Genomic DNA, 18,814 nt, shown 5'->3' with positions numbered 1-18,814 from the left:
CGAGGTGCTCGGGCGGTCTCCGGACGGCTCCCTGGGAGCCGATCCGCGGCGCAAGTCCGTCCGTGAGGGGTGGGACGGATGACCACAGCGACCGCCGCCGGATCTCGCCGGCCGTCGCGGGATGCCGCCGCCGGCGCCAACCTGCTCGACATAGAGAACCTGGCGGTCCGATTCGACCTGCCCACCGAGACGATCCGCGCGGTCAGCGGCGTGAGCCTGACGGTCGCACCGAGCGAGACCTTCGCCCTGGTCGGGGAGTCCGGTTCCGGCAAGAGCGTGTCAATGCTCTCGGTCATGGGCCTACTGCCTTCACCCCCCGCGACGGTGTCAGGGTCCGTCCGGCTGGAGGGTCGCGAGATCATCGGCATGCCGGGGAGGGAGTTGAGGCGATTCCGCGGCAGGGAAGTGGCGATGGTCTTCCAGGAGCCGATGTCCTCGCTGAACCCCGTCCATCGGGTCGGTCGCCAGATCGGCGAGAGCCTCCGCATACATCGAGGCTTCACGAAGGCGGAGGCCCGGCGACGCGCGATAGAACTCCTCGACAGGGTCGGCATACCGTCCGCCGCAGCGCGGGTGGACGACTATCCCCACGAGTTCTCCGGAGGCATGCGCCAGCGGGCCATGATCGCCATGGCCCTTGCGTGCGAGCCCAAGCTGCTTATCGCCGACGAGCCGACCACGGCACTTGACGTGACCGTCCAGGCCCAGATCGTCGATCTGGTGCGCGAGGTCCAGGACGAGTACCGGCTGGCGGTGGTGTGGATCACCCATGATCTGGGCGTCGTGGCCGAGATAGCCGATCGGGTGGCGGTCATGTATGCAGGTCGCCTAGCCGAGATGGGCGACGCCCACGAGATCTACCGGTCGACCCGCCATCCCTACACGTCCGGACTGCTCCGCTCGATCCCGCGGTTGGACCTGCCCGTCACCACCCGCCTTGCCGAGATCCCGGGTTCGCCCCTACGCGTGGCGGAACAGTTGCGCGGATGCCCGTTCGACGCCAGGTGTCCCCTCGTGGGGGAGGGGTGCAGCGAGACGCTTCCCGAATTGGAGGAAGTGGGTCCCGGCCGGCACGGCTCGGCTTGCATCCACCATCACGAGATGGACGACGCCCCCAATCTGTGGTCGGAGGGCTTCGTCCCGGAGGAGCACGCGGCGCCTGGGCAGGACGGGGACGTGGTCGTCTCCGTCAGGGGGCTCAGGGTGCACTTCCCGGTGTTCCGGGGGCTCGGCCGGTCTCGCTCGATCGCCATACGGGCCGTGGACGGGGTCGACCTCGACGTGCGCCGCGGGCGGACCCTTGGTGTGGTCGGGGAGAGCGGTTGTGGCAAGACCACGCTGGGCCGGGCCCTCGTGGCGCTTGTCCGGCCCACCGCGGGAACGATCGAGATCAACGGAGACCCGATCGACCACCGGAGCGGGAGGCATCGGAGAGTGGTGCAGATGATCTTCCAGGATCCGTTCTCGGCCATGAACCCCGGCATGCGGGTGGGGGATGTGATCGCCGAGCCGTTGCGCATCCATCGGCTCGGGACCGCGGACGAGATCCGGGAACGGGTCTCCGGACTGCTCGCCCAGGTAGGGCTTCCGACCGACGCCGGCCGGAGGCACCCGCACGAGTTCAGCGGCGGGCAGCGGCAGCGGATCGCCGTGGCTCGCGCCCTGGCCGCCGATCCCGAGGTGATCGTCTGCGACGAACCGGTCTCGTCCCTGGACGTCTCGGTCCAGGCCCAGGTGGTGAATCTGCTGGCCGACATACAGGCGGCGACGGGCATGGCGTTCGTCTTCATCGCCCATGACCTGGCGGTCGTGCGCCACGTCTCCCACGAGGTGGCGGTCATGTATCTCGGGGAGATTGTGGAGCGGGCCCCCCGCGACCGGATCTACGAGGCCCCCCTACACCCGTACACGAAGGCGCTCCTCGCCGCGGTGCCGGCACCGGAACCGGGCGTGAGGTCGACTCGGAGCGCCAAGCTGGAAGGGGACCTGCCCAGCCCGGCGGATCCCCCATCCGGCTGTCGCTTCCATACGCGCTGCCCGGTAGCGGTGGAGGGGCTGTGCTCGGCGGTCAAACCCGAACTGGTCGAGGTGGCGCCCGGACGATGGGTCTCGTGTCACCTGGCCGTTGGACCCGGTTGAACGTGGTCGCTCTGCGTTGCGGGCGGCGTGATCTGGACCGCCATCGACGCCTCTGACTGCGTCCTGCCTCCTCAACGTACCCTGCGGGTACGCCTTCGTCAGCAGTCCTTGCCATAGACGCCGCTGGGGGCGCCATATCCCACCGCCGCCCCACCGACCGACCACGGGACCCGTGACAGCAAACGAGCGCGTATAGCGTGAGCACGCCCTAGTCGATCCTGATCCTCCGGCAGCGGATCCCCTGCCCTCCGGCGCCGGTAATTGAGGGCGTTCGGCCCGGCTGACTGCCAGGGTATACGGTATGCTGCTTGTTCTCGGATAGGGAGGCGGAGCCATGTCATTGGTTGACCCTGTAGTTCATTCGCGCAGACGATCGAACCGGAAGTGGAAGCTCGTCGCGCTGGTGGCGGCCCTTTCGCTGGTCGCCTTTGCGTGCGGCGACGGCGACGAGGACACGTCGGCAGACGAGGTGACCGCCGCGCAGGCACAGGCTGCAGCCGCCCAGTCCGAAGCTGCCACCGCCCAGTCCGAGGCGGCGTCGGCTCAGGCGGAGGCCGAAGCGGCAGCGGATGCGCTGGCCCAGGCTCAGGCCGATCTAGCAGCAGCCGAGGCAGCGGCCGCCGCAGCCATGGAGGGGGACGAGACATCCCAGTCGGCGCTGGCAGATGCGCAGGCTGCCCTCGAGGCGGCCGAGCAGAGGGCCGCGGAGGCGGCTGATGCCTCCGAGGATGCGCTGGCCGCCGCCGAGTCCGCTCTCGCAGAGGCCGAGCAGATGCTCGACGAGGCGATGATGGAGCAGGAGGCCGCCGGGGGACCGGTAACAGTACGGGCGGCTGTCACCGGCGACGAGGCAACCCTCAACCCCTACACCTACATCAGCGGATTCCCCGGATGGAACCTGCTGATGCTCCAGTACGACTCGCTCATGCAGCTCGACGCCGACGGCATTCCACAGCCGTGGCTGGCGGAAACCGTTTCCGTCAACGAGGACCTGACCGAGTACTCCTTTACGCTGGTCGAGGGCGTCACCTGGCACGATGGGCAGCCCTTGACGGCGCACGACGTGGACTTCAGCGTCGACTACTACATCAACAACGTGGAGGCCAGCCGGTTCGCTCGCGACCTCAGGGGGGTCGAGGATCTCGTGGTGACGGGCGACTACAGCGCGACCTTCGTTCTCGGTAGCCCGAAGGCCGGATTCGAACTGGCCGCCCTCGCTGACATTCCGATCATCCCGCGCCATGTATGGGAAGGAGTCGAGGTGCCGTCCGAGCACGACTTCGGCGCCACCAACATCGGGACCGGTCCGTACAAGCTGGTGGAGTACGTGGAAGGACAGAGCTACCGCTTCGAGGCCAATCCCGGCTACTTCCGTGGCGCACCGGCGGTCGAGGAGCTGGTGGTCATAGTCTTCGCCGACGACGCCGGGGCCCAGGCCGCCATCCGTACCGGTGAGGTCGACGTGATATTCGAGCGCATACCTCCGGAGCAAATCCCTCTGCTGGACGCCCAAGACCCGCTGGACATTGCCCTGGGACCCGAGTTCACCACCCAGATGATCAACTACGACGCCTCGAAGCGCCCCTTCGACGACGTGGCGGTTCGCCAGGCCATCAACCTGGCCATGGACCGCCAGGACATCGTCGACACGGTATTCCTCGGTGCGGCGACGGTGGGGAGCCCGGGCTGGATACATCCCGAACATCGGTCCTACAACCCGTCGATGATCCCCGTGCACGACGTGGCCGCGGCTAACGCTCTGCTCGACGAGGCCGGCTATCTCGACAGCGACGGCGACGGCGTGCGGGAATTCGACGGGCAGCCGATGTCGTTCGAGATCATCACCAACGCCCCCGACTCGCTCCGGCTGCGGATAGCCGAGTTGACCGTGGAGATGCTGGCCGAGATCGGCATCGAGACCTCTGTGGCGGCAGTCGAAACCGGGACGTGGGAGCAGGCTGTGTGGCCGAGCTTCGATGTGAACAACGGCCGCAACTACGACATCGCCATGTGGGGATGGTCGGCGCCCGTGCAGGCCGACCCGCTGCGCCTTCCGCAGCTGGTCGCCAGTATTCCGATGGGCGGGTTCCTGAACCTGACCGGTTACGCCAGCGCCGAGATGGATGCGCTCTCCGCGGCGCTACCCGTCGAGTCCAGCCAGGCGGGACGCATCGCAATCCTGCTTCGCATGCAGGAGATAATCGCCGAGGAGCTGCCATTCGTGCTGCTGCTGTATCCCGATGGGGCCTACGTGTACGACTCCAGCGTCTACTCGGACTGGGAGTTCATCGCCGGGCAGGGCATCGTCAGCAAGCTATCCCTGCTCCCTCCGTCGGCGCGTCCTTAGGGAAAGGTCGAATGGTCGGTGGCCCGCCCTCACGCTGACGAGGTACTCGATGGCCGGGGGACGGGCCGCCGGGAGGTTGTCCGGTGCCCTCTTGGGATCATGGGAGGCCGTAGGCCGAGCTGAGCCGCCGGCTTGAGACGGCGTCTCGACGCCCGTCGAATCATCCAGTACGGGGTGGTCGTCTTGGTGGCGGTGACCCTCAACTTCCTGCTGCCCAGGCTCATGCCCGGCAACCCCCTCGTCCTCATCGCCGGGGTGGATGTCGGCCTTCTCAGCCCCGAGGAGCGGGCCGAGATCGTGGCGCGCGTTGGCTTGGACGCACCCCTCTGGAAGCAATACCTCCGGTACTGGGGCGACATCGTCACCGGCGATTTCGGCTACTCGTTCCGGTCGAGCCGGCCCATCGTCGACATGATCATGGAGAGGCTCCCGTGGACCCTGCTGATCACCGGGTTGTCGCTGATCGTCTCGGCGGTGGCGGGGGTGATCCTGGGGGCGATCTCGGCGTGGCGGAGGGCGACCAAGATCGACCTGGGCATGCTCTCGGGGATGATCTCGATCGAGTCCCTGCCCTCCTTCTGGCTGGGCATGCTGTTCATTTCGATCTTCGCCGTCCAGTGGGGTGTCCTGCCGTCCTCCCACGCGGTGACCCCCGCTTCCGGGCTTGCCGGGTGGGCCCACACGTGGGACATCATCAGCCATGCCATCCTGCCGGTGGTCACCTTGTCGATCGTCGCGACGCCCGGCGTGTACATGACGATGCGGTATTCGATGCTGGAGACGCTGGGAGAGGACTACATCCGCACGGCGCGCGCCAAGGGCGCCGGCGAGCGGCGGGTTCTGTTCGGGCACGTCGCCCGGAATACCATCGCCCCGGTGGTGACGGTGCTCGCCCTCCGGCTCGGGTTTGCTTTCGGGGGCACCGTGATAATCGAGACGGTGTTCTCCTACCCGGGACTGGGACGCCTGGTGTTCGAAGCGGTGTCGGGGCGTGACTATCCGGTGATGCAGGCGGCCTTTCTCGTGTTCACGGCCGCGGTGCTGGTGGTCAACCTGGCAGCCGATCTGGTGTATCCGCTGATCGACCCGAGGACCAGGACCTCGTGACGGTTGTGCATGGCCTCGGGGACGCCGGGAGGCGCGCCGCCCGGCGGCGTTCCCGCATCCCCACCCTGTTCGGGCTGACAGGTGGACTCATCGTGGGGATCCTCGTGTGCGGAGCCGTGTTCGCCCCGTGGCTGGCGCCCTACGACCCGACCGAGCGGGTGGCCAGACCCTTCCTGTCCCCCAGCCCGGAGCACCTGCTCGGTACGAACGACATAGGCCAGGATCTTCTCTCGGAGATGATCTACGGAGCACGGGTGTCGCTGACGATCGGGGTCGTTGCGGCCGCGGTCGCCCTGCTGATCGGAACAACGGTCGGGGTCGTGGCCGGCTACTACCCGAAGCGTCTGGGCTCGGCCATGATGCGAGGGGTCGACGTGATCCTGATCCTGCCGTTCCTGCCCCTGCTGATCGTGCTGGCCGCCTATCTCGGGCGGAGCCTCCTCAACACGATCGTGGTGATCGGCGTGCTTATCTGGGCTGAGCCGGCTCGGATCATCCGCTCGCAGGTCCTCTCTCTGAGATCGCGGGAGTACGTGCTGGCGGCCCGCTCGATGGGGGCGCCGGACCGTTGGACGGTCCTCCGCCATATCGTTCCCCGGACGGCGCTGCTGGCCACGGGGTCCTTCGTGCGGGCGGTATCCAGCGCGATAGTGCTGGAGGCCGCCCTCAGCTTCCTGGGTCTCGGGGATCCCATCCAGAAAAGCTGGGGCTCGATCCTGTTCTGGGCGCAAGCCAGAGGCGCCTACCTGACTCCGGCCTGGAAGTGGTGGGTGGTGCCTCCCGGGCTGCTGATCATGCTGGCATCGCTCGGGTTCGCCCTAATCGCCTTCTCCCTGGAAGAGCGGATCAACCCCCGGTTGTAGTGGCCAGTGGCCACTGGCCACTGCTAGAAATCGATGCCGCGTATCGCTCGGATGCCTCGGTCGTAGGCGTGTTTGACCAGGGTCATCTCGGTGACGGTGTCGGCGATCTCGATCAGGCCGGCCGGGGCGTCGCGGCCGGTGACGACCACGTTGACGTTGGCCGGTCGGTTGGCGAGGGCTTCGACCACGTCCTCTACCTCGATCCAGCCCCAGTTGATGGGGTAGGTGATCTCGTCGAGGACCACGAGGCGGTGCTTGCCCTCCTCGATCCGCATCTTGGCCAGCCGCCAGGCGTCCCGGTTCAGATCAGCCGAGCGGTCGAGGTCCTCGCTGTCCCAGGAGAACCCGTCTCCTCCGGCGTCCCAGTCGACGCCGAGTTGTCGACCCATCTTCTCCTCGCCGACCTTCCACTTGCCCGACTTGATGAACTGGACCACGGCGACCTTCCATCCGCGCGCCACCGATCGCATCACCATGCCCATGGCGGCGGTGCTCTTCCCCTTCCCGTCCCCGGTGTTCACGATGAGCACGGAGCGGGCCCGGCGGGTGTCCGGGCGGCGCGGATCCTCGGTGCGGGGCGCCTCGCTCATCGGGCGCCGTTCCGGACGGGGAGGACTGCGACGCCGCTGTTCACGCTGACCACCTCGACGTTGGCCTGATAGAACTCTCTGATGTACTCGGCGGTCAGCACCTGCGCCGCAGGACCCTCTGCGACTATCCGGCCCCCTGCCATGAGGAGAAGGCGGTCTGCGAACTGTCCGGCGAGGGTCAGGTCGTGCATTGCGGTGATTATCGTCATGGGACGCTCCTTTCGTAGGTAGCCGATCAACTCCAGGGCGTTCTGTCCCTGTCCGATGTCGAGCGCGCCGGTGGGTTCGTCCAGTAGCAGGATGTCGGCCTGCTGAGCGATCGCTCTGGCCAGGACGACCCTCCGCCGCTCGCCGCCACTGAGCGCCGCCATGCCGCGGTCGCCGAACTCCTCGAGGTCGAGGAGGGTGAGGGCCGAGGCGGCCATTGCCAGGTCGCCGCGCCCCTCGGTCCCCAGGTACGGGAGGTGTGGGGTCCGGCCCAGCAGTACGTATTCGGTCACGGTGATGCCGGGGGGTATGACCGGTTCCTGGGGAACGAAGGCCAGACGGCGGGCGCGGTCGCGCCTGCGAAGCGACGCGGCGTCCGTCCCCGCCAGGTGGATCGATCCCTCGTGCTCCACCAGACCGGCGATCGCCCTCAGCAACGTCGACTTCCCGGCGCCGTTGGGCCCCAGCAGCCCCAGCCATTCGCCGGCGGCGACCTGGAGGCTCAACTCCGTGAGCACGGGCGCGCCCGGCCGGTAGGAGACAGACAGGCGGTCGATGACCACGCTCATGCGACGTACCGCTTGCTGGTGCGGAGCACGACCATGAAGAAGGGTGCCCCGACGAACGCGGTGATGACCCCGATCGGGAGCTCGGCCGGGCTGGCGACGGTACGGGCTGCGAGATCGGCGAGGATGAGAAATGCCGCGCCGGCGACCGCCGAGATCGGGATAAGCGACCGGTAGCTGACGCCCACCATCAACCTGATGGTGTGGGGGATCACGATCCCTACGAACCCGATCAGGCCGCTGACCGCCACGGCCGCGGCCGTGGCCAGGGTGGCGAAGATCACCACGGTGGCGCGAACCCGCACCGCTGAGACCCCCAGGCTGTCCACCTCCTCGTCGCCCACGCTCATCACGTCCAGCAACCGCCTGTGCAGCACCAGCCCGGTTCCGCAGATGGCCGCGTAGGGAAGGAGTACCAGCACCTCACGCCACCCGGTGGTCGCCAGCAGGCCTAGGATCCACGAGTAGACCTGCCGGATGGTGTCGGAGTTCCGCTGCAGGATGTAGGTCTGGACGGCGGTGAAAAAGGCGGCCACCGCCACCCCTGCCAGGATGAGCGACACCGCGCTCCGTCCTCCGATCGATCGGCCCACCGAGTAGGTCAGGACAACGGCGAGCGAGGCACCGACGAAGGCGGCGAGCGGAAGTAACAGGGAGCCGGTGCCGGGGGCCATGGCGATCACCACGGTGGCGCCGAGACCGCCGCCGGCTGCTACGCCGAGTAGGTATGGATCCGCCAGCGGGTTCCTGAAGACTCCCTGGTAGGAAGCCCCGGCCAGTGCCAGCAGGCCCCCGACGAGGCCGCCGAGCGCCACCCTGGGGAGGCGGATCTCCCAGATGATCGCCTGCTGGATGGAAGTGAGCGTGGAGGGCCTGCCCGCGAGGCCGCTGCCGAGCAACTCGCCGATCACCTGCCCGGGGCCTATCCCGGCGGGGCCCACCGCGATTCCGGCCAGGATCGCGCCGATGAGCACCGCCAGCATCGTGGCAAGCCAGCCCCACCGGAGGCGGACAGGCTCTAGACCGGGGGCCGGCTGGTCCATCGATGCTCAACCGGCCTCGGACAAGGTTTGGAGGGTCTGCCCGATGAGCCTGACGAACTCGATCAGGCGTGGCCCCCAGCGGCTGGAGATGTCGTCGTCAACCTCGAACAGGTACCCGTTGCGGACTGCCTGGAGCTCGTTCCATCCCGGCCGCTCGACGATGGAATCCGCACTGGTCCCGCACCAGACCGCACAGCCGTAGAAGATGATGTCCGGATCGGATTCGAGGATGTATTCGGCCGACAGTTGCGGGTAGCCGTACCCGCCCGGATCGGCCGCGTCGGCGATGTTCTCGAGCCCGAACAGGGCGTAAACGGTGCCGATGAAGGTGCTCGATGTGGCGGAGAAAAAAGCGTCCGAGATCTCGTGGTAGAAGGCGAGGCCGAGGTCGGGATCGGCGTACTCGTCGACGAGACCGGCGATCTCCTCCTGTATGGAGGTCACGAGTTCTTCGGCCGCGCCGGAGTGCCCGGTGGCGGCGCCTACCTGGAGCATCTGCCGGTAGGCGTCGTCCAGGTTCAGCGCAGCTTCGTGAATGAGCACGGGGATACCCAGGGCCTCGAGGCCTGACGCTATCTCCTCGGGGTTTCCCGACATGACGACCAGGTCCGGGTCGTAAGCGGCGATCGCCTCGAGATTGGGACGGAAGCCGCTCAGTTCGGTGACCGGCGCCTCGGCCGGGTAGTTGGAGAACTCGTCCACCGCGATCACCTGATCCCCCGCCCCGACCGCGAACAGCATCTCGGTGGCGGTGGGCGACAGCGAGACGATAGCGGTCGGCCGTTCCGGGATGGCCACCCCGGCGACGGTGACTGGGAAGGCCGGCGCCTCGGTGGTCGTTGTGGTGGATGCCTGCGTGGTGGCCGGAGCGGCCGTAGTGGTTGGGGCGTTGGTCGTCGTGGCGAGAGTGGTGGCTGCCGGCGCCACCGCGGTCGTCGGAGTCGTAGAGGCTGCCGTGGCCTCGGGTTGGGTGGCGGTGTCTTGGGCCTCGCCGCCGCAGGCGCCTGCCGCCAGGAGCAGCGCGGCGAGGAGTAGGCGTGTTAGGCGCTTTCCTTGCAAGAGAAACATCCTCCGTGAATCATGGAGGATGAAGAGAGATCGTCGGGTTCCCGGTGCCGGAAACCAGCACGACCAACCCTTCCTCCGAGAGCTGATACGTGGCCATGGGTCAGGCGTCCTGGCTTGTCCTCACCCGGAAGGCGAGGCTTGACAGTTGCGGGACAGCGCCGGACTCGCACCGGACTTCGCTGTTCCCATGGCGCCCGGTTGTCTCCCCGGGCCGGCCCGTACTATAGCGGGCCACCGGTCAGCGGACCGGTTCGTTCCGAAGGTTGTGCCCATGAGCGACTCTCCATCCCTCTCCGATATCCGCGAGCGGATCGGTCCTGCCGATGTAACGGCGATGCGGAGGGCCGAGGGGAGGCAGATGGCCCTGACCAAGCCTCCCGGCAGCCTCGGTCGGTTGGAGGACGTCTCGGTGAAGCTGGCCGGGGTCTTCGGGGTGGAGCAGCCGGTTATCCGTGGCAAGGCGGTGATAGTGGCGGCGGGGGACCATGGGGTGGTCGCTCAGGGAGTCACGGGCTACCCCCAGGAGGTGACCGCCCAGATGGTCCGGAACTTCCTGGCGGGCGGCGCGGCGATCAGCGTCATGGCCGGCTTGGGATCCGTCCGCCAGATCGTCGTGGATGCGGGGATCGCTACGGACGGGCTCCCCGACCATCCCGGACTCCGGAGCCTGCGGATCGGGCGCGGAACAGCCGACATCAGTCAGGGTCCGGCCATGTCCAGGGAGGAGGCGGTCCGCTGCCTGGAGGCCGGCGCCGGCCTGGCTGCGGAGGTTGCGGCCTCGGGCGCGGACCTGATCGCGACCGGGGACATGGGCATCGGCAATACCACCGCGTCCAGTGCCATTGCGGCCGCGATGACCGGCAGGCCTCCCGCCGAGACAACCGGGGAAGGCACCGGTCGCAGCCCCGAGGAGTTGGGGCACAAGGTCGCCGTGGTGGGAACGGCACTGGAAGCCAACACGCCTGACCCGAGCGACCCGGTCGATGTGCTCGCCAAGGTGGGCGGGTTCGAGATCGGCGTGCTCGCCGGGGTGATGCTGGGGGCGGCGGCCGAGCGCCGCGTGGTCGTCCTCGACGGGTTCATCTCGGGCGCGGCGGCCCTGGTGGCCCACGGCCTCGACCCCGCAGTCCGCGACTACATGATCGCCTCCCACCGCTCCGCGGAGATGGGACACCGGGCGGTGCTGGCCCATCTCAGGCTTGACCCGCTGCTGGACCTCGGGATGCGCCTCGGGGAGGGAACCGGAGCGGTCCTGGCCATGGGCATCATCGAAGCCGCGGCCGCCTGCCTCACCGAGATGGCCACGTTCGGGGAGGCAGGCGTCTCGGACCGCTCTGGCGGGAATGGGGTGATGGAGGAGAGCGGAGGATGAACGGGCTGCGGGCCGCCATCGGTTTCCTGACGATCCTTCCGGGCGCCCCACGGACCCCTGCCGCGGGTTTGTCGAAAGCGCCGGCCTGGTTCCCGGTCGTGGGCCTGATCCTGGGGGTGGTCCTTGCCCTGGTGGACGGGTTGCTCCGCCTGGGATACCTGGTACTCCAGACCCGATCCGTCCCGTCCGCCGAGGACCTCCAATTCTTCATCCTCGGAGGCCGGCAGCTTGCATTCCCTGTCGAGGCCATCATCCACGTGGCCGGTGCCAGTGATGCCTCGATCTGGTTCCGCCAGGTTCCGTTCCTCGTCGAGGGGGTGCTGCCGGTGGCGCTGCTGGTCGTGCTGACGCGCGGTCTCCACCTGGACGGCTTCATGGACACGTGCGATGGGCTGGTGGGCGGGCACGACCGGGTGCGACGGCTCGAGTTGCTCAAGGATCCGCATGTGGGGGCCTTCGCGGTCATCGGCGTTGTGCTCCTGCTGGCGGTCAAATTCTCGTCGGTGGCCGCTCTCCCCGCGCAGAGCCGTCTCTGGACGATCATGCTGGTGCCCTGCCTGGGTCGCTGGACCATCCTCGTCGTTATGGACCGCTTCCAGTACGTTCGTCGCGAGGGTCTGGGCACGCCGTTCGTCCGGGGCGGGAGCCGGCGGAGCCTCTTGGCCGGCTCGGTGGTGGCCGTGGTGGCGACCGTGGCGCTGACCGGTCCTGCGGGCCTCCTGCTCATGGCGGTGGCCGGCCTCGTAGCGGGCGCAATCGGGGCATGGGCGAAGCGACGCATCGGTGGCGTGACCGGTGACATCTACGGGGCGGCATGCGAGACGGGCGAGGCCGCGGTGCTCGTGCTGGCCGTGGTCATAACAGTCGCGGATCCGGCGGCGCTCGGTTCCCCCCTGCTCGCTCTGCTCGACACGTCTGGCTGAGAACTGCGGATGTGGTCGGGAGATTGGCGTGTCGAGGCGGCGACCCTCCTCGTCGCGATCGTGGTGGACCTGGTCGCCCGGGAGGCGCCCGCCACCATCCACCCCGTGGTGTGGATGGGGAAGCTGATCGCGTGGCTCGAACGGCTCGCGCCCGGCCCTGATCGCAGGGCTCTCTCGCTGGTCGCCGGAGCCGGGATGGCCGTCCTCGCGCCCTCGGCCGCCGCCGGCGTCGGCTGGCTGGCGACATCGGCCCTACGGCAGGTGGGGCCGGTCGCCTACGTGCTGGCGGGGTCCGTCCTTCTCAGCACCACGTTCGCGGTCAGGGAACTGGCGCGTGCCGCCAGCCGGACCCGCTCGGCCATGGAGTCAGGAGACGGGGAGGGGGCTCGGCGGAGCCTGCGCAGCCTGGTCAGCCGCGACACGCGGGCGCTGGCGCCTCCGCTGGTGGCGATGGCGGCCATCGAGTCCGTGGCCGAGAACACCACGGACAGCTTCGTCGGACCGTGGCTGGCCTTCGCCCTGTTCGGCCTGCCGGGCGCCTTCGCGTACCGGGCCATCAACACGCTGGACAGCATGATCGGCTACCGGGGCAGGTACGAGTACTTCGGCAAGGCCGCTGCCAGGCTCGATGACCTGGTCAACCTGATACCGGCCCGGTTGAGCGCGCTGCTGATGCTGGTGGCAGGAAGGCTGTTCTGCGGGTTCCCGGCCGCCCGAGGCCGGCGGATCGCCATCCGGGATCGCCGGCTGACCGAGAGCCCGAACGCGGGCTGGACGATCGCCGCGGCCGCCGGGCTCCTGGGCGTGGCGCTGGAGAAGGCCGGCCACTACCGGATCGGGGACGGGTTAAGGGATCCGGTGGCCGCCGACATAGGCGCCTCTGTCCGGCTCGCCAACGCTGTCGCCACCACCGCGGCGGCAGTGGTAGTGGCGGGTCTGGCACTGCGCGGATCGGTCTTCGGGTAGGGGCGTGTCCACCCCCCGTCCGTTCCACGGCGGCCTGAACGACGCCGAGTTGAAGACCCTCGGCCTGCGTCGCGACGAGGTGGTGGACTTCAGCGCCAGCATCAATCCCCTCGGCGTCTCCCCGCAGGTGGAGGGCTCCCTGCGCCATGTGGAGTTGTCCGCGTATCCCGATCCCGAGTGCTTCGAGCTACGGACCGCACTCGGCGCCGAGCTCGGAGTCCGGCGGGAGCGCATTCTGGTCGGGAACGGGTCCACCGAGCTGATCCACCTGATCGCCCGGGCGCGGCTCCGTCCGGGCGACCGCGCCGCCATCCTCGCGCCGACCTTCGGCGAGTACGAGGCCGCCTGCCGTCTCCAGCAGGTCGAGCCCGTCCCGATCGCCGCCTCCCCGGGAGGGCGGTTCCGCTGGGACATACCGGAAGCGGCGCGTCGCCTGGCGGAGCGCCGGCCGGCCGTGGTCTTCATCTGCAATCCCAACAACCCGACCGGGACGTATCTTGGACGGAGCGAGGTCGAAGCCTGCGCCCGGGCGGTGGGGGATGCCGGGCTGCTGGTGGTGGACGAGGCCTACGCGTCCTTCGTGGACGAGCGCTGGGATGCGACCGCGCTGCTGGATGCCGGCAACGTGGCGCTGCTGCGATCCATGACCAAGGACCATGGGCTCACCGGCTTGCGGCTGGGGTACATGCTGGCGCCGGCCCGGCTGGTGAGGGAGGCGAGGCGTTTCCAGTACACGTGGAGCGTGAACGCGGCGGCTCAGGCCGCCGGGATCGCCGCGCTCGGTGATCCAGACCATGCGGAGGAGGGCCGCAGGGTCGTGAAGGCCGCCAGGGAGTACCTGGTGCGCGAACTCCGGGCGCTGGGCTTGGCATGCGCGCCCCCGAGTGCCAACTTTCTGCTGGTCGAGGTGGGCGACGCGCCGGAGGTGCGCCACGCCTTGCTCACGCGCCACCGGATGTGCGTACGCGATTGCTCATCGTTCGGGCTGCCGGGGCACATCCGGATCGGGGTGAGAGGCATGGAGGACAGCCGCCGCTTGATCGATGCGCTGCGCGACGTTCTAGCTTGAATCGGAGCGCTCTCCGGTAAACCCGGGGCAACTCCGCCAGCATCAATAGATGCCGGGGATGATGCGGTACGGCACCTTCTCCTGGTACTCGGCCCACTTCTCCTGGCCGTACTTCTCGGCGCAGGCCACGTCGTCTTGCAGCTGGCGCGAGGTGAACAACCAGACAGCGAAGGCCAGGTAGGTCCACGACCAGGCGACGCCGGCCCCGCATCTAGTCTGTCCATCCATGCGCGCCATCATGATCCAGGGGACCGCCTCGAGTGCCGGCAAGTCCTTGATCGTGGCGGGGCTCTGTCGCCTTGCTGCCCGCCGCGGCATTTCCGTGTCCCCCTTCAAGCCCCAGAACATGTCCAACAACGCCGCGGCGTGCCCGGGCGGTGGGGAGATCGGCCGGGCCCAGGCACTGCAGGCCCGCGCCGCAGGGGTCCCGGCCAGCCCCGATCTCAACCCGGTCCTGATCAAGCCGCAGTCCGATCGCACCGCCCAGCTGGTTGTCCGCGGGGAGCCGTACGGTCTTCTCGAACCGGGTGACTACATCGGTGACCGTGGCGGCCTGCTCGACTTGGTCCTCGACAGTTTCAACGGACTGGTCGCCACCCACGACCTGGTCATCGTCGAGGGCGCGGGAAGCCCGGCCGAGACCAACCTCCGTTGCCGTGACATCGCCAACATGGGCTTCGCCCGCCGGGCCGGCGTGCCGGTCTGCATCGTCGGCGACATCGACCGTGGCGGGGTGATCGCTTCGCTCGTGGGCACCCACGCGGTGCTGGACGCGGCCGATGCGGCGATGGTGGCCGGGTTCATCATCAACAAGTTCCGGGGGGCCCGCAGCATCTTCGAGCCCGGCGTGGAGTTGATCGAGCGGCGCACCGGCTGGAGGTGCTTAGGGGTGGTCCCCTGGATAGCGGCGGCGTCCCGGTTGCCGTCGGAGGACGCAGTGGCCCTGCCCGAGTCGGTTGGCCCGGCGGCCCGGTCGCACGGTGATCCCCGCCCGTTGCGGGTGGCTGTTCCCCTGCTGGGCCGCATCGCCAACCATGACGACCTCGACCCGCTCCTCGCGGAGCCCGGCGTGGAGTGCCAGCTCGTGCGGCCCGGTAGATCGATTCCGAGGGATGTCGACGTCATCCTGCTCCCCGGGACCAAGTCGACGATCGGCGACCTTGACTTCTGCAGGCAGCAAGGGTGGGACCATGACATAATCGCCCACGCCCGCGGCGGCGGACGGGTCTTCGGCATCTGCGGCGGGATGCAGATGCTGGGGCAGGTGGTCCACGACCCGAACGGTGTGGACGGGCCGGCCCGCAGCGTGGCGGGTTTCGGGCTGCTCGACATCGAGACCACCATGGCGGACACCAAGATCGTGCGGGAGGCTGCGGGGCGCTGCGCATTGTCCGGATCGCCCGTCCACGGCTACGAGATCCACAACGGGCGGGTCACCGGCCCCGATCTCGACCGGCCCCTGCTCCACATCACCCACGGCCCCGACGGCGTGCAGAGCCCGAACGGACGGGTCGGCGGGGTCCACCTGCACGGGATCTTCGCGAGCGACGAATACCGGCGGGCCTGGCTGGCCCGCCTCGGAGTCGCTGCCGATCCCGACCTCGACATCGAGGCCATGGTGGAGGAAGCCCTCGACGGCGTGGCTTCCGCCCTGGAGGCGGCTCTCGACGTCGACGAGCTGTTCAACGCCTCCCCGGCCCCGCTTGGGCGCAAGAGATGAACCGGTCACTCTTGAGAGTGCCGGAATCCGGGGGAATCGCCGGCAACCGGCCGGCGATCGCGCAGGGAAGGATCCCGGATGAGGCACATGCTTAGGTGGTTCCTCGTGCGCCACGGCGAGACGGAGTGGAACCGGGTCGGGCGGGCGCAGGGACAGGCCGACCCACCCCTGAACCAGAAGGGCCTGGAGCAGGCGGAGGCGGTGTCGGTCCGGCTGGCTCCGGTTGTCTTCGAGGCGGCCTACTCGAGCGACCTGCGCCGGGCGGCGGACACGGCCCTGCCCGTCATGCGCGGCCGGGACACGCCGATCGTTCACCGGCGCGACCTGAGGGAGAAGAGCTTCGGCGAGTGGGAGGGGATCACCTACGAGGAGCTGCAACTCCGGTACCCAGCCATGCTGGCGGAGTTGTTCGACGAGAGGCCGGCATTCGCTCCCCCGGGAGGGGAGAGCGACCTGGAGTTGTTCGACCGGGCGGCCGGCGCGGCGGCCAGAATCGCGGGACTACACGCCGGAACCGATGGCAACATCCTGGTGGTTTCCCATGGAGGCACCCTGCGCGCCATGATGGTCTCGATGCTCGGGCTGCCTGTCGAATCGATGTGGAGGCTCCGGTTGTCGAACACCGGGCTGTCCGTCATCACCGTGTTCGAGGGGGGCGGAGCGACCATCGACCTGCTCAACGACACCGGCCATCTGGGGCCGGGCTTCGATGCCTGACAGCTCGGACCGGGCCGGTGCTCGCCCCTGCGAGTTGGTGCTCGTTCTAGGTGGTGCCCGTTCCGGAAAGAGCACGGCGGCGGAACGCATGGCGCGGGACGGGGGAAGAGTGCTCTTCATCGCCACCGCGGAAGCCCTCGACGAGGCGATGGAGCGGCGAATCGCCGCCCACCGCCGCTACCGGCCGGAGGCGTGGGACACCCTGGAGGAGCCGATCCACCTCAGCAGAGCCGTCCGGCCGCTTGTCCGTCGCTACGACACCTTCGTCCTCGACTGCCTGACCCTGTGGGTCAGCAACCTCCTCCTTGAGGACGGCGAGGCCTCCGGAGCGGAGAAGATGATCCTCGAAACGGTTGGGCGCCTGCTCGATCTGATCGACGCGGCGGGTGGGCGGTGGATCCTCGTCAGTAACGAGGTCGGCCAGGGCATCGTGCCCGCATCACCGCTCGCAAGGGACTACCGGGACGTGCTCGGGCGCGTCAACCAACTGGTCGCATCACGGGCGGACAGGGCCTACCTGATGGTGGCCGGTATGGCACTGGAGCTGAAGGCCCTCGGCGGCAGCCCGGCCCCCCGGCCGGCCAGGACCGAGGCCGGACGGCGAGGCGGGTTAAGGTAGCCGTCTGAACCCGGTGACCACCCGTAGGAGGGTGATGAAGGTCACGACCATCCCGACCGCCGGACTGGGCGACGCCACCTACCTGCTAACCCATGACGGGGGTGCCGTGGTCGTCGATCCTCAGCGGGATGTGGAGCGGTTCGAGCAGGCCGTCCTCGATCGGGGCGTCCGTCTTACCTACGTTCTCGAGACCCACATCCACAACGACTACGTGTCGGGTGGCCGTGAGCTGGCCCGGCGCACCGGCGCCCGGCTCGTTCTGCCGGCGGCCTCGGGCGCAGCCTTCGATCATATTCCCGCCTTCCACAACGAGGATCTCCCCTGCGGCCCGGTGGCTATCCGGCCGCTGCACACGCCGGGCCACACGCCCGAGCACGTGAGCTATGTGATCCTCTTGGAGGGGGAGATCGTGGCGGTGTTCTCCGGGGGAAGCCTGCTGGTGGGTTCTGCAGGGCGGTCCGACCTGCTCGGGGACGACCGGGCCGGCCAACTTGCCCGGCTCCAGTACCTGTCGGTCCACCGCCTCGCCGAGCTTCCCGACGAGACCGGCCTGTATCCCACCCATGGTGAGGGGTCGTTCTGCACCGCGTCGGGGGCGGGACGCTCGACGTCGACCATCGGTATGGAGCGTCGGACCAACCCGGTGCTGGCCTACCCGAACGCCGAAGCCTTCGTAGAGGGGCAACTGGGGGGTCTGCAGCCCTTCCCCGCCTACTACGCCCGCATGGGGCCGATCAACCTCATGGGACCGGAGCCCCTGACAAGTCCGGAACTCGGCGTGCTGGACCCGTCCGACCTGCCGGACGACGCCGCGCTGGTCGACATACGGCCCCGCGCCGCCTACGCGGCCGGGCACTTCCCGGGATCGCTGGGGCTGGAGACGAGCGATCAGGTGGCCGTGTGGGCCGGTTGGCTGCTGCCCTTCGACACCCCGGTGGTCCTGGTGGCCGACCCCGGCCAGGACGTGGAGGAGGTCGCCCGCCAGTTCGGACGGATCGGCTTCGACAGCGTGCTGGGCGTCGTGTACGGGGTCTCGGACCGGGCGCGGGCCGGAGGCGCCCTGGCATCGTTCGAGACCAGGACCACGGGCGAACTGGCCGAGGCCATGGCAGCGGGCGAGGACCTCCAGGTGCTGGACGTCCGTTCTCCCGGAGAGTGGGAGGCGGGCCACCTCGAGGGCTCCGTCCACCGGTACGTTCCGGACCTGAGGCGCGGCATACCCGAAGGGTTGGACCGGTCGAGACCGGTGTGGGTGACCTGCGGGAGCGGCTACCGCGCCTTCGTGGCCAGTACCTTCCTGGAAGCGGCAGGCCTGCGACCGGTCGTGGTGACACCGGGGGGCGTCCCCGACGTGGCGGAACGGCTCGCCCGGCTGACGGCCTGACGGCGCCCGACCCACCGGACCACGTCTCCCGGACAGGTCCGATCCCCCAGGCATGGGGAGGCTCCGGATGCGCCGGCGCGGACGGCTACCGGGGTCGGGCTCTCGCTACGCTGG

The 18,814-nt window shown here is 68.8% G+C and carries 17 protein-coding genes and 1 riboswitch; of the genes, 12 read left to right on the top strand and 5 right to left on the bottom strand.

Going from position 1 to position 18,814, the window contains the following annotated elements:
- Positions 1-78 precede the first annotated feature (78 nt).
- The 4 genes from ACOQPD_RS10165 to ACOQPD_RS10150 all read left to right on the top strand — a co-directional run bounded on the left by ACOQPD_RS10165 (position 79) and on the right by ACOQPD_RS10150 (position 6,456).
- Complete coding sequence (locus ACOQPD_RS10165) at positions 79-2,139, top strand: dipeptide ABC transporter ATP-binding protein (protein ID WP_420611846.1); 2,061 nt, start codon at positions 79-81, stop codon at positions 2,137-2,139.
- A 334-nt stretch (positions 2,140-2,473) separates the two neighbouring features.
- Positions 2,474-4,486 carry an ABC transporter substrate-binding protein gene (locus tag ACOQPD_RS10160; RefSeq protein ID WP_420611845.1) on the top strand — a complete coding sequence of 671 codons (2,013 nt, stop codon included), beginning with the start codon at positions 2,474-2,476 and terminating at the stop codon, positions 4,484-4,486.
- A gap of 132 nt (positions 4,487-4,618) precedes the next feature.
- Positions 4,619-5,593 carry an ABC transporter permease gene (locus ACOQPD_RS10155; protein ID WP_420611844.1) on the top strand — a complete coding sequence of 325 codons (975 nt, stop codon included), beginning with the start codon at positions 4,619-4,621 and terminating at the stop codon, positions 5,591-5,593.
- Positions 5,590-6,456 (top strand): ABC transporter permease, encoded by an 867-nt coding sequence (locus tag ACOQPD_RS10150; RefSeq protein ID WP_420611843.1) that lies wholly within the window; start codon positions 5,590-5,592, stop codon positions 6,454-6,456. Before ACOQPD_RS10155 ends, ACOQPD_RS10150 begins: the two co-directional genes overlap by 4 nt.
- Positions 6,457-6,479: 23 nt before the next feature.
- Here the strand turns inward: ACOQPD_RS10150 and cobO are convergent, their stop codons facing one another.
- From cobO to ACOQPD_RS10130, 4 genes are read right to left on the bottom strand one after another with little or no spacing between them, the layout of a single operon-like run.
- Positions 6,480-7,046 carry a cob(I)yrinic acid a,c-diamide adenosyltransferase gene (cobO, locus tag ACOQPD_RS10145; RefSeq protein ID WP_420611842.1) on the bottom strand — a complete coding sequence of 189 codons (567 nt, stop codon included), beginning with the start codon at positions 7,044-7,046 and terminating at the stop codon, positions 6,480-6,482.
- A complete protein-coding gene (locus tag ACOQPD_RS10140; RefSeq protein ID WP_420611841.1) occupies positions 7,043-7,822 on the bottom strand; it encodes an ABC transporter ATP-binding protein in 780 nt (259 codons plus the stop codon). The genes cobO and ACOQPD_RS10140 overlap by 4 nt, the downstream gene beginning before the upstream one ends.
- Positions 7,819-8,862: a FecCD family ABC transporter permease gene (locus ACOQPD_RS10135; protein ID WP_420611840.1), complete on the bottom strand. Its 1,044-nt coding sequence runs from the start codon at positions 8,860-8,862 to the stop codon at positions 7,819-7,821. The genes ACOQPD_RS10140 and ACOQPD_RS10135 overlap by 4 nt, the downstream gene beginning before the upstream one ends.
- 6 nt (positions 8,863-8,868) lie before the next feature.
- A complete protein-coding gene (locus ACOQPD_RS10130) occupies positions 8,869-9,921 on the bottom strand; it encodes an ABC transporter substrate-binding protein (protein WP_420611839.1) in 1,053 nt (350 codons plus the stop codon).
- Between the two features lie 111 nt (positions 9,922-10,032).
- A riboswitch (cobalamin riboswitch) is annotated at positions 10,033-10,115 on the bottom strand.
- Positions 10,116-10,201: 86 nt separating this feature from the next.
- On the opposite strand from ACOQPD_RS10130, the gene cobT reads away from it, so the two are divergent.
- The 4 genes from cobT to ACOQPD_RS10110 are packed head-to-tail and all read left to right on the top strand — an operon-like array spanning position 10,202 to position 14,260.
- The gene (cobT, locus tag ACOQPD_RS10125) at positions 10,202-11,302 is read left to right on the top strand and encodes a nicotinate-nucleotide--dimethylbenzimidazole phosphoribosyltransferase (protein ID WP_420611838.1); all 1,101 of its coding nucleotides are present in this window, start codon (positions 10,202-10,204) and stop codon (positions 11,300-11,302) included.
- Positions 11,299-12,225 (top strand): adenosylcobinamide-GDP ribazoletransferase, encoded by a 927-nt coding sequence (locus ACOQPD_RS10120; protein ID WP_420611837.1) that lies wholly within the window; start codon positions 11,299-11,301, stop codon positions 12,223-12,225. The genes cobT and ACOQPD_RS10120 overlap by 4 nt, the downstream gene beginning before the upstream one ends.
- 9 nt (positions 12,226-12,234) lie before the next feature.
- Positions 12,235-13,191, top strand: coding sequence for an adenosylcobinamide-phosphate synthase CbiB (gene cbiB, locus ACOQPD_RS10115; RefSeq protein ID WP_420611836.1), 957 nt, complete (start codon positions 12,235-12,237; stop codon positions 13,189-13,191).
- A gap of 4 nt (positions 13,192-13,195) precedes the next feature.
- Positions 13,196-14,260 carry a pyridoxal phosphate-dependent aminotransferase gene (locus ACOQPD_RS10110; protein ID WP_420611835.1) on the top strand — a complete coding sequence of 355 codons (1,065 nt, stop codon included), beginning with the start codon at positions 13,196-13,198 and terminating at the stop codon, positions 14,258-14,260.
- 42 nt (positions 14,261-14,302) lie between these two features.
- Here ACOQPD_RS10110 and ACOQPD_RS10105 read toward each other — a convergent pair whose 3' ends face one another.
- Positions 14,303-14,488, bottom strand: a complete 186-nt coding sequence (locus ACOQPD_RS10105; protein WP_420611834.1) for a hypothetical protein — start codon at positions 14,486-14,488, stop codon at positions 14,303-14,305.
- On the opposite strand from ACOQPD_RS10105, the gene ACOQPD_RS10100 reads away from it, so the two are divergent.
- The 4 genes from ACOQPD_RS10100 (at position 14,487) to ACOQPD_RS10085 (ending at position 18,700) form a co-directional block, all read left to right on the top strand.
- Entirely contained in the window at positions 14,487-15,980 is a 1,494-nt protein-coding gene (locus ACOQPD_RS10100) for a cobyric acid synthase (protein ID WP_420611833.1), read from the top strand. The genes ACOQPD_RS10105 and ACOQPD_RS10100 overlap by 2 nt on opposite strands.
- Before the next feature lie 78 nt (positions 15,981-16,058).
- Positions 16,059-16,697 (top strand): histidine phosphatase family protein, encoded by a 639-nt coding sequence (locus tag ACOQPD_RS10095; protein WP_420611832.1) that lies wholly within the window; start codon positions 16,059-16,061, stop codon positions 16,695-16,697.
- Positions 16,690-17,316 carry a bifunctional adenosylcobinamide kinase/adenosylcobinamide-phosphate guanylyltransferase gene (gene cobU / locus ACOQPD_RS10090; RefSeq protein WP_420611831.1) on the top strand — a complete coding sequence of 209 codons (627 nt, stop codon included), beginning with the start codon at positions 16,690-16,692 and terminating at the stop codon, positions 17,314-17,316. The genes ACOQPD_RS10095 and cobU overlap by 8 nt, the downstream gene beginning before the upstream one ends.
- Before the next feature lie 34 nt (positions 17,317-17,350).
- Positions 17,351-18,700 carry an MBL fold metallo-hydrolase gene (locus ACOQPD_RS10085; protein WP_420611830.1) on the top strand — a complete coding sequence of 450 codons (1,350 nt, stop codon included), beginning with the start codon at positions 17,351-17,353 and terminating at the stop codon, positions 18,698-18,700.
- The last annotated feature ends 114 nt before the right edge of the window (positions 18,701-18,814 follow it).

Source organism: Candidatus Spongiisocius sp., assembly GCF_965221825.1.
Lineage (GTDB): Bacteria > Actinomycetota > Acidimicrobiia > Spongiisociales > Spongiisociaceae > Spongiisocius.
Note: the sequence above shows the minus strand (reverse complement) of the source record. Positions and strands in the feature narration are given on the sequence as shown.